This is a genomic window from Flavobacterium sandaracinum, assembly GCF_004349135.1.
In the GTDB taxonomy this organism is placed as follows: Bacteria; Bacteroidota; Bacteroidia; order Flavobacteriales; family Flavobacteriaceae; genus Flavobacterium; species Flavobacterium sandaracinum.
Genome location: NZ_SMFN01000007.1, coordinates 13,601 through 27,183, shown reverse-complemented (window position 1 = coordinate 27,183; position 13,583 = coordinate 13,601). Strand labels below are relative to the sequence as shown.

Here is a 13,583-nt window from a genome sequence, read left to right as displayed (position 1 = left end):
AATTTATTCTTTATCTAGTTTGTATTTTGCTAAATCCATACCGAAGTTTAAATTTTTAACTGCAACAAGTTCATCAAGTTCAGTTAAAGACTTTTTACCAAAATTACGGAATTTCATTAGATCATTTTTATTGAACGATACTAAATCACCAAGTGTATCAACTTCAGCCGCTTTCAAACAATTTAATGCTCTAACAGAAAGATCCATATCAACAAGCTTAGTTTTAAGCAATTGTCTCATATGCAATGACTCTTCATCATAAGATTCTGTTTGTGCAATTTCGTCAGCCTCAAGTGTAATTCTTTCGTCAGAAAACAACATGAAATGGTGAATTAGAACTTTTGCAGCCTCAGTAAGAGCATCTTTAGGATTGATTGATCCATCAGTTTTAATTTCAAAAACTAATTTTTCATAATCTGTTTTTTGCTCAACACGGAAGTTCTCAATAGCATATTTTACATTCTTTACAGGAGTAAAAATTGAGTCAGTAAAAATAGTTCCAATTGCAGCATTCTGCTTTTTGTTTTCTTCAGCAGGAACATAACCTCTACCTTTTTCGATTGTTAAATCAAAATTAAGTTTGATTTTGCTGTCTAAATTACAGATAACTAGTTCTGGATTCAAAACTTGGAAACCTGAAATAAATTTCTGAAAATCACCAGCCGTTAATTGATCTTTACCTGAAACAGAAATAGTAACTGATTCATTATCTATATCTTCAATTTGACGTTTAAAACGTACTTGTTTTAGATTAAGAATAATTTCGGTAACGTCTTCAACAACTCCTGAAATAGTAGAAAACTCATGATCTACACCTTCAATGCGAACAGATGTAATTGCATAACCTTCTAATGCTGAAAGCAAAACTCTTCTAAGTGCATTACCAACAGTCAATCCGTAACCAGGTTCTAAAGGTCTAAATTCAAACTTACCTTCAAAATCGGTGGAATCGATCATGATAACTTTATCGGGCTTCTGAAAATTAAATATTGCCATAAATTTCGACTAAGTCAATTATTATTTGTTGTACAACTCTACGATTAATTGTTCTTTAATGTTTTCTGGAATCTGAAGTCTCGCTGGTACAGAAACAAAAGTACCTTCTTTAACGTCATTATTCCAAGTAATCCATTCATAAACATGACTTGAATTAGATAAAGAACGTTCGATAGCCTCTAAAGATTTAGATTTTTCACGAACAGCAACTTTGTCACCAGGCTTAAGGTGGTAAGAAGCAATATTTACTACATCACCATTAACAGTAACGTGTCTGTGAGAAACTAATTGTCTAGCGCCTCTTCTAGAAGGAGCGATACCCATTCTAAAAACAACGTTATCTAATCTTGCTTCACACAACTGTAAAAGAACTTCACCAGTAACACCTTTGGTAGCTGATGCTTTTTTGAATAAACCTCTGAATTGTTTTTCTAAAATTCCATAAGAATATTTAGCTTTTTGCTTTTCCATCAACTGGATAGCATATTCAGATTTTTTACCTCTTTTTTTAGCCATCCCGTGTTGTCCAGGAGGATAATTTCTTTTTTCGAATGATTTGTCATCTCCGAAAATTGCTTCGCCAAATTTACGAGCAATTCTAGTTTTTGGACCAGTATATCTTGCCATTTCTAAAAATTAAATTAAGGTAGAGATTATGAATTCAGGTCATATCCTTCGATAATCGTATATTCTACCTAGTTATACTTAAATATATAATTAAACTCTACGTCTCTTAGGAGGACGACATCCGTTGTGAGGCATTGGAGTAACGTCGATAATCTCAGTCACTTCAATTCCACCGTTATGCAAAGAACGAATAGCAGACTCACGTCCGTTTCCTGGTCCTTTTACATAAACCTTTACTTTTTTTAGTCCAGCTTCAAGAGCTACTTTACTACAATCTTCTGCTGCCATTTGGGCTGCGTATGGAGTATTCTTTTTAGAACCTCTAAAACCCATTTTTCCAGCTGAGGACCAAGAAATAACTTCACCTTTTTTGTTTGTCAAAGAAATGATGATATTGTTAAAAGTAGCAGAAATATGAGCTTCTCCCGTTGATTCAACGATAACTTTACGTTTTTTTGCAGTTGCTTTAGCCATATTACTTATTATTTAGTTGCTTTTTTCTTGTTAGCAACAGTTTTTCTTTTACCTTTTCTTGTTCTAGAGTTGTTTTTAGTTCTTTGCCCTCTTAATGGAAGACCAGTTCTATGACGGATACCTCTATAACATCCAATATCCATTAAACGTTTGATGTTTAAAGAAACCTCAGAACGTAATTCTCCTTCAATTTTGAAAGTCGATACTGCCTCACGAATTGCTCCGATCTCATCATCATTCCAGTCTTGAACTTTTTTATCTTGGCTAACTTGAGCTTTTTCTAAAATCTCAACAGCTCTACTTTTTCCTAATCCAAAGATGTAGGTAAGTGCTATAACACCTCTCTTATTTTTTGGGATATCTACCCCTGCTATTCTTGCCATAATTATCCTTGTCTTTGTTTAAATCTAGGATTCTTTTTGTTTATTACGTACAATCTCCCTTTTCTTCGCACAATTTTGCACTCGGGACTTCTCTTTTTTACTGAAGCTCTAACTTTCATTTTGAATATCCTTTAATATCTATAAGTAATTCTTGCTTTTGACAAGTCGTAAGGGCTCATTTCTAGTTTCACTTTATCACCAGGTAATAACTTGATATAATGCATACGCATTTTTCCAGAAATATGTGCAATTACAATATGTCCATTTTCTAATTCTACACGGAACATGGCATTTGATAATGCCTCAATGATTGATCCGTCTTGTTCTATTGCTGATTGTTTTGCCATAAAGTTAAGCTACTGCTTTTCTATTTTTACCACTTTTCATTAAACCATCATAATGTTTATTCAACAAATATGAATTGATTTGCTGCATTGTATCTATGGCAACACCAACCATAATTATTAATGAAGTACCTCCAAAAAACATTGCCCAAGATTGTTGAACATCCATAACACTAACAATTATTGCCGGGAACACAGCAATTAAAGCCAGAAATAATGACCCAGGAAAAGTTATTAAAGACATCACTTTGTCAAGATAATCTGATGTTTCCAATCCAGGTCTGATACCAGGAATAAAACCTCCGCTTCTCTTTAAATCATCAGACATCTTATTAGTAGGAACCGTGATAGCGGTGTAAAAAAATGTAAATACAATTATTAAAGTTGCAAATACTAAATTATACCAAAACCCAAACATATTACTAAAAGCACCAACAATTGATTGTGACGCATCTGATTTAGACAAACCAGCTAAAGCTGCAGGTATGAACATGATCGCTTGTGCAAATATAATTGGCATAACCCCTGAAGCATTAAGCTTTAAAGGAATCCATTGTCTATTTCCATTTAACATATCTTGTTCGAAATCACCTGAAGTTGTACGACGAGCATATTGCACCGGAATTCTCCTAACTGCCATTACTAAGAGTACACAACAAATAATAACTAATAACCAGATGATAATCTCAATAACCAGCAACATTGGACCCCCATTATTATTGGTAACCCTAGTTGTAAATTCTTGGATAAATGCTTGAGGAAATCTAGCCAATATCCCAACCATAATCAACAAAGATATACCATTTCCAATTCCCTTGTCAGTAATCTTTTCTCCTAACCACATGGCAAAAATTGTACCTGTAACTAAAATAACTACTGATGAAAACAAGAATTCAAATGAATTGAATCCCAATAAAAATGCATTACTAGGTAATGTTCTATATAAATTATAGATATAAGTTGGACCTTGAACTAAAGTAATTCCAATTGTCAACCAACGAGTGATTTGATTAATCTTCTTTCTACCACTCTCTCCATCACTTTGAAGTTTTTGTAAATAAGGAATCGCAATTCCCATCAACTGAACAACAATGGAAGCAGAAATGTAAGGCATAATTCCTAAAGCAAAAACAGAAGCTTGAGAAAATGCACCTCCGGTAAACATGTCAAGAATTGAACCAATTCCTTCTTTGGTTTGCCCAGCTAAATTACCTAACTGTGTAGCATCAATGCCTGGTAGGGTAACTTGAGCCCCGAAACGATAAACTAAAAGTAGTCCTAAGGTGATTAGAATTCTATTTTTCAGTTCTTCTATTTTCCAAACATTACTTATTGATTCAATAAATTTCTTCATATTAATAGAAAAATTACATTGTTACAGCCTCTCCACCAGCAGCTTCAATAGCAGCTTTTGCAGTAGCAGTAAATTTGTGAGCGGTTACTTTTAATTTTGCTGTCAATTCACCTCTACCTAAAATCTTAACGATCTCATTTTTGGTAGCTAAACGATTAGCAACATAAACTGTCATATCAACAGTATCTTTAATAACACCATTATCAACTAATAGTTGAAGTGTATCAAGATTTACACCTTCGTAATCTTTACGATTGATGTTTGTAAAACCGAACTTTGGCACACGTCTTTGAAGTGGCATTTGCCCACCTTCAAAACCAATCTTTTTAGAATAACCAGAACGAGATTTTGCTCCTTTGTGTCCTCTTGCAGAAGTACCACCTTTTCCAGAACCTTCTCCTCTACCTAATCTTTTATTTTGATTGTGTGTAGAACCTTCAGCAGGTTGTAAGTTACTTAAATTCATAACAGTATTTGTTATTTAGCTTCTTCTACAGAAACTAAGTGTTTAACTTTATTTATCATCCCAAGGATTGTAGGATTTGAATCATGCTCTACAACTTGTCCCATTTTACGTAGACCTAAAGCTTCTAATCCTCTCTTTTGAGAAAGAGGACAGTTGATTTTGCTTCTAACTTGTTTTACTAATAATTTAGCCATAATTTCCTTGAATTAACCTTTAAAAACTTTTTCTAAAGAAACGCCTCTTTGTTTTGCAACAGTATACGCGCTTCTCATTTGTAATAAAGCATCAAAAGTTGCTTTCACTACGTTGTGAGGATTTGAAGATCCTTGTGATTTAGATAATACATCATGAATTCCTACTGATTCAAGAACTGAACGAACAGCTCCACCAGCAATAACTCCTGTACCATGAGAGGCAGGAATTAAGAATACACGTGCACCACCAAATTTACCTTTTTGTTCGTGAGGAACTGATTGACCATTCAAAGGAATTTTTACTAAATTTTTCTTTGCATCTTCTACTGCTTTCGCAATTGCCTCAGAAACATCTTTAGATTTTCCTAATCCGTGTCCTACAACTCCATTTTCATCACCTACAACTACAATAGCAGAAAAACCAAAAGCTCTACCACCCTTTGTAACCTTAGTAACACGATTTACACTTACCAAACGGTCTTTTAATTCAAGTCCACTTGGTTTTACTAACTCTACATTCTTGTATTTACTATTAGACATACTATATTAGAATTTAAGTCCAGCCGCTCTTGCGCCTTCCGCTAATGATTTAATACGTCCGTGATATAAATAACCTCCTCTATCGAAAGTTACTACGTCTATCCCAGCCTTTAAAGCTTTTTCAGCAACTAGTTTTCCAACCGCTGTAGCCACTTCAATATTCGTACCGTTACCTATTTCTTTTTCTCTTGAAGAAGCCGCCAACAAAGTAACTCCGTTTACGTCATCAATAAGTTGAGCGTAAATTTCTTTGTTACTTCTAAATACAGATAGTCTAGGATTAGTAGCTGTACCACTAATTGACTTTCTAATTCTGAATCTAATTCGTTGCCTTCTTTCAGGTTTTGTTAATGACATAATCTTATTTTTTAAGCTGATTTACCTGCTTTTCTTCTTAATACTTCACCCACAAATTTAACACCTTTTCCTTTGTACGGCTCAGGCTTACGGAAACCTCTGATTTTCGCAGCTACCTGACCTAAAAGTTGTTTGTCAAATGATGTTAATTTAACAATCGGGTTTTTACCTTTTTCAGATATAGTTTCTAAAGTTACTTCTGGAGCAATTTCTAAAACTATATTGTGAGAATAACCAAGTGCTAAATCTAGCTTTTGTCCTTGATTTGAAGCTCTATAACCAACTCCTACCAATTCTAATGACTTAGTAAAACCATCTGTAACTCCAATAATCATGTTATTGATTAAAGATCTGTACAAACCGTGTTTTGCTCTTTGGTCTTTGTGATCAGAAGACCTATCTACTTGAACTAGATCTCCTTCAACTGTTACAGTTACGTCCGAAAACTCCTGAGTTAGTTGACCATTTTTTCCTTTTACCGTAATAATACCGTTAGCAACTGAAACAGTTACTCCTGCAGGAATTGTTACTGGGCTTTTACCTATTCTTGACATCTTATATAGTCTTTAAAATTAGTATACGTAACAAATTACTTCGCCACCAACATTCAATTGTTTCGCTTTCTTTCCAGTCATTAAACCTTTAGAAGTAGAAACAATAGCAATTCCTAATCCGTTAAGGATTCTAGGAATACTTGAAGAACTTGAATATTTACGTAAACCTGGTTTACTAATTCTTTGGATATCTTTAATTACTGACTCCTTAGTATCCTTATCATACTTTAAAGCGATTTTGATTGAACCCTGAACGGCGTTGTCTTCAAATTTGTAACTCAAGATATAACCTTGATCAAACAAGATCTTAGTTATTTCTTTTTTTAGATTAGATGCAGGAATTTCAACAACTTTGTGGCTTGCAGCCACAGCGTTACGAACTCTTGTCAAATAATCTGCAATAGGATCTGTATACATATGTATTAATTTGCGGTTTTGGTTTTCAACAAACGATTTGCCGAACCTTAAACCAATTTATAAATATTTATGATACAGACAAAACGTAAGTTAAGTCTGTATCAGAACGTAATAAATTACGTCTTACCAAGATGCCTTTTTAACACCAGGTATCAATCCGTTGTTAGCCATTTCACGAAATGTAACACGTGAAAGACCGAATTGACGCATATATCCTCTTGGTCTACCTGTTAATTTACAACGATTGTGTAAACGAACTGGTGAAGCATTTTTTGGTAACTTTTGCAAACCTACGAAATCTCCAGCTTCTAACAAAGCTTTTCTTTTCTCAGCATACTTAGCTACTGTTTTTTCTCTCTTAACCTCGCGGGCTTTCATTGATTCTTTAGCCATGTCTTAATTCTTTTTAAAAGGTAATCCTAATTCTGTCAATAGAGACTTTGCTTCTTTATCTGTTTTAGCAGTAGTTACAAAAGATATGTCCATTCCTGATATTTTGTTTACTTTATCAATATCAATTTCCGGGAAAATGATTTGCTCTAAAACACCAAGGTTATAATTTCCTCTTCCGTCAAAACCAGTAGCTTTAATACCACTAAAATCTCTCACACGTGGCAAAGATGAAGTAATAAGTCTATCTAAAAACTCATACATTCTTTCCCCACGCAAAGTAACTTTTGCTCCAATAGGCATCCCTTTTCTCAGTTTGAACGACGCAACGTCTTTCTTTGAGATAGTAGATATTGCTTTCTGTCCAGTGATCTTTGTCAACTCATCAACTGCATAGTCAATTAATTTTTTATCAGATACAGCTGCACCAACTCCTTTACTTAAAACGATTTTTTCCAATTTAGGAACTTGCATTACGTTTACGTATCCGAATTCCTCTTTAAGAGCAGCAATTACTCTGCTCTTATATTCTTCTTTTAGTCTAGGTATATACTCCATTACTATAGTACTTGATTAGATTTTTTTGAAAATCTTACTTTCTTATCTCCCTCTACTCTAATACCAACTCTAGTTGCTTCCTTAGTTTTAGGATCAATTAAAGAAATATTAGATATTTGTATAGAAGCTTCTTTCTTTACGATACCACCTTGAGGGCTTTTTGCACTAGGTTTCGTGTGTTTTGAAACCATGTTAACACCTTCAACAATCGCTTTGTTTTTCTCTTTGTACACACGTAATACTTTACCTTCAGCACCTTTATGGTCTCCAGCAATTACTCTTACGATGTCACCTGATTTTATTTTTAGCTTTATCATCTTAAAACGAATTAAAGCACTTCTGGTGCTAATGATACAATTTTCATGAATTGTTTTTCACGAAGTTCTCTTGCTACGGGACCAAAAACACGAGTTCCTCTCATTTCACCTGCAGCATTCAAAAGAACACATGCATTGTCATCGAAACGGATATAAGAACCATCGGCTCTTCTCACTTCTTTTTTGGTACGTACAACAACTGCAGTTGAAACAGCTCCTTTTTTAACGCTTCCGTTAGGGGCTGTATCTTTGATAGAAACTACAATCTTGTCACCAACAGAGGCATACCTTCTTTTGGTACCTCCTAAAACACGGATAGTTAAAACTTCCTTTGCTCCAGTGTTATCTGCTACTTTTAGTCTTGATTCTTGTTGTACCATAATTATTTAGCTCTTTCTAAGATTTCAACTAACCTCCAACATTTTGTTTTACTCAAAGGACGCGTCTCGCTAATCCTTACAGTATCTCCAATGTTACAGTCGTTCATTTCGTCGTGTGCGTGATACTTTTTAGTTTTCAACACGAACTTACCGTATAATGGGTGTTTTACTTTACGCACTTCTGCAACAACAATAGACTTATCCATTTTGTCAGAAGTTACAACACCAACTCTTTCTTTTCTTAAATTTCTTTTTTCTTCCATCTTTCAGCAGACTACAGTTATTGTCTTTTAGTAAGTTCGGTAGCTAATCTTGCAACTGTTCTTCTTACACCTCTAATTTGAAGTGGATTCTCAATTGGTGAAATAGCGTGAGCCATTTTTAGATCAGCATATGTTTTCTTAGTCTGGCTAAGCTTTTCTTGCAACTCTGCTGCAGAAAGATCTTTTATTTCTGATTGTTTCATAATATAATATAGATTATGCTTCGAAATCTCTAGCAACGACGAATTTAGTTTTTACTGGAAGCTTTTGAGCCGCAAGACGTAACGCCTCTTTTGCAACTGACAAAGGTACTCCTCCAACTTCAAACATAATTCTTCCGGGTTTAACAACAGCAGCCCAATATTCAACGGCTCCTTTACCTTTACCCATACGTACCTCAAGAGGCTTCTTAGTAATTGGTTTGTCTGGAAATATTTTGATCCATAATTGTCCTTCTCTTTTCATAAAACGAGTTGCAGCAATACGCGCAGCTTCGATTTGACGAGAGGTTAAGAACATTCCATCTTCATGTACAGATTTAATACCAAACATTCCATTAGAAAGTTCATGTCCTCTTTGAGAATTTCCTTTCATTTTACCTTTTTGTACCTTACGGTATTTTGTTCTTTTAGGCTGTAACATTTTTCTTTAGTTTAAAAATTTACTTTCGTTTACGAGCGTCTGGTTTACCACCTTTATTAAAAGGTTTTCTATCTCCTCTTGGAGAATCACCACCTTTACCACCAGCACCAGATTGTTTTTTGTCCATTCCAGCAAGTGGAGAAAGATCTCTCTTTCCATAAACTTCACCTTTCATGATCCATACTTTGATTCCCATTCTACCATAAGTAGTGTGAGCTTCTGCCAAAGCATAATCAATATCAGCTCTGAAAGTTGATAGAGGAATTCTACCTTCTTTGAAACCTTCTGAACGAGCCATCTCAGCACCATTCAAACGACCAGAAATTAAAACTTTGATACCTTCTGCGTTCATACGCATAGAAGCAGCAATAGCCATTTTAATTGCACGTCTATAAGAAATACGGCTTTCGATTTGACGACAGATGCTTGTAGCAACTAGATACGCGTCAAGTTCAGGTCTTTTTATTTCAAAGATGTTGATTTGAACCTCTTTGTCAGTAATTTTCTTAAGTTCTTCTTTCAACTTGTCTACCTCTTGTCCACCTTTTCCGATAATGATACCAGGTCTAGCAGTAGTGATAGTAACGGTTACGAGTTTCAAAGTTCTCTCAATAATTACTTTTGATACACTAGCTTTTGATAAACGAGCATGGATGTACTTTCTGATTTTATAATCTTCGGCAAGTTTATCACCATAATCATTTCCACCATACCAGTTTGAGTCCCATCCTCTGATGATACCAAGTCTATTTCCAATTGGATTTGTCTTTTGTCCCATCTTGTATTAAATTGCTTGTGTGTTATTAATAGATCCAAGCACGATTGTAACGTGATTAGAACGTTTTCTAATTCTGTGAGCACGACCTTGTGGAGCTGGACGAAGTCTTTTCAACATCATTCCACCATCAACTGTAATCGTTTTAACAAATAACCCAGCTTCTTCCATATTAGCGTCAGGGTTTTTTGCTTGCCAGTTGGCAATTACAGATAAAACCAATTTTTCTAATTTTCTTGAAGCTTCTTTAGAACTAAATCTTAAGATGTTAAGTGCTCTCTCTACCTTCTGACCTCTTACCAAGTCCGCTACTAAGCGCATTTTTCTAGGTGAAGTAGGGCAGTTATTCAATTTTGCGAAAGCTATAGACTTATTAGCCTCTTTTCTCGCATCTGCTGTTTCTCTTTTACGAACTCCCATTGCTTCTTATTTTTTACCTTTATTTTTTGCTCCAGCATGACCTCTAAAAGATCTAGTTGGTGAAAATTCTCCTAATTTGTGACCTACCATGTTTTCAGTAACATAAACCGGTACAAATTGACGACCGTTGTGAACTGCGATAGTTTGACCAACAAAGTCTGGAGTAATCATAGAAGCTCTAGACCATGTCTTTACTACTCCTTTATTTCCACCTGCGATGTTTTCTTGAACTTTTTTGTCTAACTTATAATGAACAAAAGGTCCTTTTTTTAATGAACGTGCCATATCTTATTATTTCTTTCTACGTTCTACGATATACTTGTTACTCGGGTTTTTCTTAGAACGAGTTCTATAACCTTTTGCTGGTATTCCATTTCTTGAACGTGGATGTCCACCAGAAGAACGTCCTTCACCACCACCCATTGGGTGATCGACAGGGTTCATTGCAACAGGTCTTGTTCTAGGTCTTCTTCCTAACCATCTCGTTCTACCAGCTTTTCCTGATACAACTAATTGGTGGTCTGAATTAGATACTGCTCCAATAGTAGCCGAACAAGTCAACAAGATTAATCTTGTTTCACCAGATGGCATCTTAATTGTTGCATATTTTCCATCTCTTGCCATTAATTGAGCAAATGTTCCAGCAGAACGAGCGATTACCGCTCCTTGCCCTGGTCTCAATTCGATACAAGAAATTACAGTTCCTAGTGGAACTCTACTTAAAGGTAAAGTATTACCAATTTCAGGTTGAGATTCTGGACCTGAAACTAATTTCTGACCAACTTTCAATCCGTTTTGAGCAATAACATACGTTTTCTCTCCATCAGCATACGCCAATAAAGCGATAAATGCAGTACGATTTGGATCATATTCGATTGATTTCACAGTAGCCGGAATTCCTTCTTTTGTACGTTTGAAATCAATAATACGATATCTCTGCTTGTGACCACCACCCGTATAACGCATGGTCATCTTTCCTTGACTATTTCTACCTCCAGAGTTTTTTATCGGCGCTATCAAAGAGCGTTCCGGCTTATCAGTTGTAATGGCGTCATAACCATTCACAACTCTAAATCGCTGACCTGGGGTAATAGGTTTTAATTTTCTTACTGACATTTTTCTATCTTAGATATTGTTGTAAAAATCAATTGTTTCTCCTTCTTGTACTTGAACAATTGCTTTTTTAATTGCATTAGTCTTTCCACTGATTAAACCACTTTTAGTGTATTTTGTAGTTCTATCCGGTCTTACGTTCATCGTGTTAACACTCAAAATAGTTACTCCGTAAGCAGCTTCAATAGCTTTCTTAATTTGCACTTTGTTTGCTTTTTTGTCAACAACGAATCCGAAGCGGTTTAAAACTTCACTTTCTTTGGTTACTTTTTCCGTTACTATAGGCTTAATTATGATGCTCATATCCTATTATTTACTTAAATTTTCTTCAATTATCTCTAAAGAACTCTCTAAAAGAACTAAGTTATTAGCATTTAGAATAGCATAAGTGCTTAATTCTAAGCTACTTACAACGCTAGAGCCTTTTAAATTGCGTGAGGACAAATATACATTTTTATTGGTATCACCCAACACAAACAGAGATTTTTTATTTTCTAACTCTAAAGCTTTCAAAACATTAATGAAATTTTTAGTGTTTGGCGTTTCAAAATTAAAGTCTTCAAGAACAATAATATTCGACTCTTTTGCTTTAATTGAAAAAGCAGATTTTCTTGCCAAACGTTTCAAGCTTTTATTCAATTTAAATGAATAACTTCTTGGTCTTGGTCCAAAAACTGTTCCACCACCTTTAAACAATGGGTTTTTAGCAGACCCTGCACGAGCAGTTCCTGTTCCCTTTTGCTTTTTAATCTTACGAGTAGATCCTGCAACTTCAGCTCTTTCTTTAGCTTTGTGCGTTCCTTGACGTTGATTAGCAAGATATTGCTTAACATCAAGATATACTGCGTGATTGTTTGGTTCTATACCAAATACTGAATCAGAAAGTTGCACTTTTCTTCCAGTATCTTTTCCGTTGAAATCTAATACTTTTGCTTCCATTACTTCTGAATGATTACATAAGAGTTGTTACATCCAGGAACACATCCTTTAATAACAAGTAGGTTCTTTTCAGCCACTACTTTTAAAACTCTAAGGTTTTGAACTTTTACATTATCTCCTCCCATACGTCCAGCCATACGCATTCCTTTGAATACTCTAGATGGATAAGAAGAAGCTCCTACAGAACCTGGCGCTCTTAAACGGTTGTGTTGACCGTGAGTTGCTTGACCAACACCACCAAAACCGTGACGTTTTACAACCCCTTGAAAACCTTTACCTTTAGACACACCTTGTACATCTACAAATTCTCCTTCTGAAAAAATAGAAACATCAATAAGATCTCCTAATTTTTGCTCTGTTGCGAAATCTTGGAATTCAACGACTTTTTTCTTAGCTACAGTTCCCGCTTTTTTAAAGTGACCTAAAGCCGCTTTTGTGGAATGTTTCTCGTTTTTGTCATCGAAACCAAGTTGCAACGCTTCGTACCCGTCAACACCTTTGGTTCTGACTTGGGTAACAACACATGGTCCAGCTTCGATTACTGTACAAGGAATATTCTTCCCGTTCTCGTCGAAAATGCTAGTCATGCCGATTTTTCTACCAATTAACCCAGACATAAATATTAATTATTAATTATTAAATATAAATATAGAACGCAGCTTTTAAGCGAATCCTATTTTTTTAGTGGGTGCAAATGTATAACTTATTTACACACAAACCAAAAAAATATTTTTCGCTTAAAAACAGCGTTCCTTTTTACTCTTAAACTACTTAAACTTTGATTTCAACTTCAACTCCACTTGGCAATTCAAGTTTCATTAAAGCATCAATAGTTTTTGATGAAGATGAATAAATGTCAATTAATCTCTTATATGACATTACTTCAAATTGCTCTCTCGCTTTTTTGTTAACGTGTGGAGAACGTAGTACAGTGAAAAGTTTTTTGTGAGTTGGTAATGGAATTGGTCCTGTTACTACTGCACCTGTACTTTTTACAGTTTTTACAATCTTTTCAGCAGATTTATCTACCAACATGTGATCGTAAGATTTTAGTTTTATTCTGATTTTTTGACTCATTTT

General features: G+C 34.9%; 28 protein-coding genes. All 28 read right to left on the bottom strand.

Annotated elements, in window-relative coordinates:
• Nucleotides 1–3: 3 nt before the first annotated feature.
• A complete protein-coding gene (locus E0F91_RS07495; RefSeq protein ID WP_039110214.1) occupies nt 4–996 on the bottom strand; it encodes a DNA-directed RNA polymerase subunit alpha in 993 nt (330 codons plus the stop codon).
• Nucleotides 997–1,017: 21 nt separating this feature from the next.
• Nucleotides 1,018–1,623: a 30S ribosomal protein S4 gene (rpsD, locus tag E0F91_RS07490; protein ID WP_132065676.1), complete on the bottom strand. Its 606-nt coding sequence runs from the start codon at nt 1,621–1,623 to the stop codon at nt 1,018–1,020.
• Nucleotides 1,624–1,713: 90 nt separating this feature from the next.
• On the bottom strand, nt 1,714–2,097 hold the full coding sequence (rpsK, locus tag E0F91_RS07485) for a 30S ribosomal protein S11 (RefSeq protein ID WP_024981527.1): 384 nt from the start codon (nt 2,095–2,097) through the stop codon (nt 1,714–1,716).
• 8 nt (nt 2,098–2,105) lie between these two features.
• Entirely contained in the window at nt 2,106–2,480 is a 375-nt protein-coding gene (gene rpsM, locus E0F91_RS07480; protein ID WP_091203660.1) for a 30S ribosomal protein S13, read from the bottom strand.
• A 2-nt stretch (nt 2,481–2,482) separates the two neighbouring features.
• The gene (ykgO, locus tag E0F91_RS07475) at nt 2,483–2,599 is read right to left on the bottom strand and encodes a type B 50S ribosomal protein L36 (RefSeq protein WP_008992256.1); all 117 of its coding nucleotides are present in this window, start codon (nt 2,597–2,599) and stop codon (nt 2,483–2,485) included.
• 12 nt (nt 2,600–2,611) lie between these two features.
• Nucleotides 2,612–2,827 carry a translation initiation factor IF-1 gene (infA, locus tag E0F91_RS07470; RefSeq protein WP_007136545.1) on the bottom strand — a complete coding sequence of 72 codons (216 nt, stop codon included), beginning with the start codon at nt 2,825–2,827 and terminating at the stop codon, nt 2,612–2,614.
• A 4-nt stretch (nt 2,828–2,831) separates the two neighbouring features.
• Nucleotides 2,832–4,178 (bottom strand): preprotein translocase subunit SecY, encoded by a 1,347-nt coding sequence (secY, locus tag E0F91_RS07465; protein WP_132065675.1) that lies wholly within the window; start codon nt 4,176–4,178, stop codon nt 2,832–2,834.
• Between the two features lie 13 nt (nt 4,179–4,191).
• Nucleotides 4,192–4,644 carry a 50S ribosomal protein L15 gene (gene rplO / locus E0F91_RS07460; protein WP_066081007.1) on the bottom strand — a complete coding sequence of 151 codons (453 nt, stop codon included), beginning with the start codon at nt 4,642–4,644 and terminating at the stop codon, nt 4,192–4,194.
• Nucleotides 4,645–4,655: 11 nt separating this feature from the next.
• The gene (gene rpmD / locus E0F91_RS07455; protein WP_114753105.1) at nt 4,656–4,838 is read right to left on the bottom strand and encodes a 50S ribosomal protein L30; all 183 of its coding nucleotides are present in this window, start codon (nt 4,836–4,838) and stop codon (nt 4,656–4,658) included.
• Between the two features lie 12 nt (nt 4,839–4,850).
• The gene (gene rpsE, locus E0F91_RS07450) at nt 4,851–5,378 is read right to left on the bottom strand and encodes a 30S ribosomal protein S5 (RefSeq protein WP_035668102.1); all 528 of its coding nucleotides are present in this window, start codon (nt 5,376–5,378) and stop codon (nt 4,851–4,853) included.
• A 6-nt stretch (nt 5,379–5,384) separates the two neighbouring features.
• Nucleotides 5,385–5,735, bottom strand: coding sequence for a 50S ribosomal protein L18 (gene rplR / locus E0F91_RS07445; RefSeq protein WP_132065674.1), 351 nt, complete (start codon nt 5,733–5,735; stop codon nt 5,385–5,387).
• A gap of 11 nt (nt 5,736–5,746) precedes the next feature.
• Nucleotides 5,747–6,289: a 50S ribosomal protein L6 gene (gene rplF / locus E0F91_RS07440; protein WP_091173708.1), complete on the bottom strand. Its 543-nt coding sequence runs from the start codon at nt 6,287–6,289 to the stop codon at nt 5,747–5,749.
• An 18-nt stretch (nt 6,290–6,307) separates the two neighbouring features.
• Entirely contained in the window at nt 6,308–6,706 is a 399-nt protein-coding gene (gene rpsH, locus E0F91_RS07435; RefSeq protein WP_132065673.1) for a 30S ribosomal protein S8, read from the bottom strand.
• 123 nt (nt 6,707–6,829) lie between these two features.
• Nucleotides 6,830–7,099, bottom strand: a complete 270-nt coding sequence (gene rpsN / locus E0F91_RS07430) for a 30S ribosomal protein S14 (protein ID WP_007136553.1) — start codon at nt 7,097–7,099, stop codon at nt 6,830–6,832.
• A 3-nt stretch (nt 7,100–7,102) separates the two neighbouring features.
• Entirely contained in the window at nt 7,103–7,654 is a 552-nt protein-coding gene (gene rplE / locus E0F91_RS07425; protein WP_066081021.1) for a 50S ribosomal protein L5, read from the bottom strand.
• Nucleotides 7,655–7,656: 2 nt separating this feature from the next.
• Entirely contained in the window at nt 7,657–7,971 is a 315-nt protein-coding gene (gene rplX, locus E0F91_RS07420; RefSeq protein WP_066081024.1) for a 50S ribosomal protein L24, read from the bottom strand.
• A gap of 11 nt (nt 7,972–7,982) precedes the next feature.
• On the bottom strand, nt 7,983–8,351 hold the full coding sequence (rplN, locus tag E0F91_RS07415; RefSeq protein ID WP_026717863.1) for a 50S ribosomal protein L14: 369 nt from the start codon (nt 8,349–8,351) through the stop codon (nt 7,983–7,985).
• A 2-nt stretch (nt 8,352–8,353) separates the two neighbouring features.
• Nucleotides 8,354–8,614, bottom strand: a complete 261-nt coding sequence (rpsQ, locus tag E0F91_RS07410) for a 30S ribosomal protein S17 (protein ID WP_066081027.1) — start codon at nt 8,612–8,614, stop codon at nt 8,354–8,356.
• A 17-nt stretch (nt 8,615–8,631) separates the two neighbouring features.
• Entirely contained in the window at nt 8,632–8,817 is a 186-nt protein-coding gene (rpmC, locus tag E0F91_RS07405; RefSeq protein ID WP_091173697.1) for a 50S ribosomal protein L29, read from the bottom strand.
• Between the two features lie 13 nt (nt 8,818–8,830).
• Nucleotides 8,831–9,256 (bottom strand): 50S ribosomal protein L16, encoded by a 426-nt coding sequence (gene rplP, locus E0F91_RS07400; RefSeq protein WP_007803637.1) that lies wholly within the window; start codon nt 9,254–9,256, stop codon nt 8,831–8,833.
• 19 nt (nt 9,257–9,275) lie between these two features.
• Nucleotides 9,276–10,034, bottom strand: coding sequence for a 30S ribosomal protein S3 (gene rpsC, locus E0F91_RS07395; protein ID WP_066081035.1), 759 nt, complete (start codon nt 10,032–10,034; stop codon nt 9,276–9,278).
• 6 nt (nt 10,035–10,040) lie between these two features.
• Nucleotides 10,041–10,451 carry a 50S ribosomal protein L22 gene (rplV, locus tag E0F91_RS07390; RefSeq protein WP_007136561.1) on the bottom strand — a complete coding sequence of 137 codons (411 nt, stop codon included), beginning with the start codon at nt 10,449–10,451 and terminating at the stop codon, nt 10,041–10,043.
• A 6-nt stretch (nt 10,452–10,457) separates the two neighbouring features.
• On the bottom strand, nt 10,458–10,736 hold the full coding sequence (gene rpsS, locus E0F91_RS07385) for a 30S ribosomal protein S19 (RefSeq protein ID WP_007136562.1): 279 nt from the start codon (nt 10,734–10,736) through the stop codon (nt 10,458–10,460).
• 6 nt (nt 10,737–10,742) lie between these two features.
• On the bottom strand, nt 10,743–11,567 hold the full coding sequence (gene rplB / locus E0F91_RS07380; protein ID WP_035668122.1) for a 50S ribosomal protein L2: 825 nt from the start codon (nt 11,565–11,567) through the stop codon (nt 10,743–10,745).
• Nucleotides 11,568–11,576: 9 nt separating this feature from the next.
• Complete coding sequence (gene rplW / locus E0F91_RS07375) at nt 11,577–11,867, bottom strand: 50S ribosomal protein L23 (protein WP_066081040.1); 291 nt, start codon at nt 11,865–11,867, stop codon at nt 11,577–11,579.
• A 6-nt stretch (nt 11,868–11,873) separates the two neighbouring features.
• The gene (gene rplD, locus E0F91_RS07370) at nt 11,874–12,503 is read right to left on the bottom strand and encodes a 50S ribosomal protein L4 (RefSeq protein ID WP_035668126.1); all 630 of its coding nucleotides are present in this window, start codon (nt 12,501–12,503) and stop codon (nt 11,874–11,876) included.
• Nucleotides 12,503–13,120 (bottom strand): 50S ribosomal protein L3, encoded by a 618-nt coding sequence (rplC, locus tag E0F91_RS07365; RefSeq protein ID WP_132065672.1) that lies wholly within the window; start codon nt 13,118–13,120, stop codon nt 12,503–12,505. Before rplC ends, rplD begins: the two co-directional genes overlap by 1 nt.
• Before the next feature lie 154 nt (nt 13,121–13,274).
• Entirely contained in the window at nt 13,275–13,580 is a 306-nt protein-coding gene (rpsJ, locus tag E0F91_RS07360; RefSeq protein WP_011963470.1) for a 30S ribosomal protein S10, read from the bottom strand.
• Nucleotides 13,581–13,583 lie beyond the last annotated feature (3 nt).

What these genes read in the sequence shown, in the direction of transcription:
- E0F91_RS07495 (WP_039110214.1), bottom strand. Translation starts at nt 996, where the DNA reads ATGGCAATATTTAATTTTCAGAAGCCCGATAAAGTTATCATGATCGAT.
- rpsD (WP_132065676.1), bottom strand. Translation starts at nt 1,623, where the DNA reads ATGGCAAGATATACTGGTCCAAAAACTAGAATTGCTCGTAAATTTGGC.
- rpsK (WP_024981527.1), bottom strand. Translation starts at nt 2,097, where the DNA reads ATGGCTAAAGCAACTGCAAAAAAACGTAAAGTTATCGTTGAATCAACG.
- rpsM (WP_091203660.1), bottom strand. Translation starts at nt 2,480, where the DNA reads ATGGCAAGAATAGCAGGGGTAGATATCCCAAAAAATAAGAGAGGTGTT.
- ykgO (WP_008992256.1), bottom strand. Translation starts at nt 2,599, where the DNA reads ATGAAAGTTAGAGCTTCAGTAAAAAAGAGAAGTCCCGAGTGCAAAATT.
- infA (WP_007136545.1), bottom strand. Translation starts at nt 2,827, where the DNA reads ATGGCAAAACAATCAGCAATAGAACAAGACGGATCAATCATTGAGGCA.
- secY (WP_132065675.1), bottom strand. Translation starts at nt 4,178, where the DNA reads ATGAAGAAATTTATTGAATCAATAAGTAATGTTTGGAAAATAGAAGAA.
- rplO (WP_066081007.1), bottom strand. Translation starts at nt 4,644, where the DNA reads ATGAATTTAAGTAACTTACAACCTGCTGAAGGTTCTACACACAATCAA.
- rpmD (WP_114753105.1), bottom strand. Translation starts at nt 4,838, where the DNA reads ATGGCTAAATTATTAGTAAAACAAGTTAGAAGCAAAATCAACTGTCCT.
- rpsE (WP_035668102.1), bottom strand. Translation starts at nt 5,378, where the DNA reads ATGTCTAATAGTAAATACAAGAATGTAGAGTTAGTAAAACCAAGTGGA.
- rplR (WP_132065674.1), bottom strand. Translation starts at nt 5,735, where the DNA reads ATGTCATTAACAAAACCTGAAAGAAGGCAACGAATTAGATTCAGAATT.
- rplF (WP_091173708.1), bottom strand. Translation starts at nt 6,289, where the DNA reads ATGTCAAGAATAGGTAAAAGCCCAGTAACAATTCCTGCAGGAGTAACT.
- rpsH (WP_132065673.1), bottom strand. Translation starts at nt 6,706, where the DNA reads ATGTATACAGATCCTATTGCAGATTATTTGACAAGAGTTCGTAACGCT.
- rpsN (WP_007136553.1), bottom strand. Translation starts at nt 7,099, where the DNA reads ATGGCTAAAGAATCAATGAAAGCCCGCGAGGTTAAGAGAGAAAAAACA.
- rplE (WP_066081021.1), bottom strand. Translation starts at nt 7,654, where the DNA reads ATGGAGTATATACCTAGACTAAAAGAAGAATATAAGAGCAGAGTAATT.
- rplX (WP_066081024.1), bottom strand. Translation starts at nt 7,971, where the DNA reads ATGATAAAGCTAAAAATAAAATCAGGTGACATCGTAAGAGTAATTGCT.
- rplN (WP_026717863.1), bottom strand. Translation starts at nt 8,351, where the DNA reads ATGGTACAACAAGAATCAAGACTAAAAGTAGCAGATAACACTGGAGCA.
- rpsQ (WP_066081027.1), bottom strand. Translation starts at nt 8,614, where the DNA reads ATGGAAGAAAAAAGAAATTTAAGAAAAGAAAGAGTTGGTGTTGTAACT.
- rpmC (WP_091173697.1), bottom strand. Translation starts at nt 8,817, where the DNA reads ATGAAACAATCAGAAATAAAAGATCTTTCTGCAGCAGAGTTGCAAGAA.
- rplP (WP_007803637.1), bottom strand. Translation starts at nt 9,256, where the DNA reads ATGTTACAGCCTAAAAGAACAAAATACCGTAAGGTACAAAAAGGTAAA.
- rpsC (WP_066081035.1), bottom strand. Translation starts at nt 10,034, where the DNA reads ATGGGACAAAAGACAAATCCAATTGGAAATAGACTTGGTATCATCAGA.
- rplV (WP_007136561.1), bottom strand. Translation starts at nt 10,451, where the DNA reads ATGGGAGTTCGTAAAAGAGAAACAGCAGATGCGAGAAAAGAGGCTAAT.
- rpsS (WP_007136562.1), bottom strand. Translation starts at nt 10,736, where the DNA reads ATGGCACGTTCATTAAAAAAAGGACCTTTTGTTCATTATAAGTTAGAC.
- rplB (WP_035668122.1), bottom strand. Translation starts at nt 11,567, where the DNA reads ATGTCAGTAAGAAAATTAAAACCTATTACCCCAGGTCAGCGATTTAGA.
- rplW (WP_066081040.1), bottom strand. Translation starts at nt 11,867, where the DNA reads ATGAGCATCATAATTAAGCCTATAGTAACGGAAAAAGTAACCAAAGAA.
- rplD (WP_035668126.1), bottom strand. Translation starts at nt 12,503, where the DNA reads ATGGAAGCAAAAGTATTAGATTTCAACGGAAAAGATACTGGAAGAAAA.
- rplC (WP_132065672.1), bottom strand. Translation starts at nt 13,120, where the DNA reads ATGTCTGGGTTAATTGGTAGAAAAATCGGCATGACTAGCATTTTCGAC.
- rpsJ (WP_011963470.1), bottom strand. Translation starts at nt 13,580, where the DNA reads ATGAGTCAAAAAATCAGAATAAAACTAAAATCTTACGATCACATGTTG.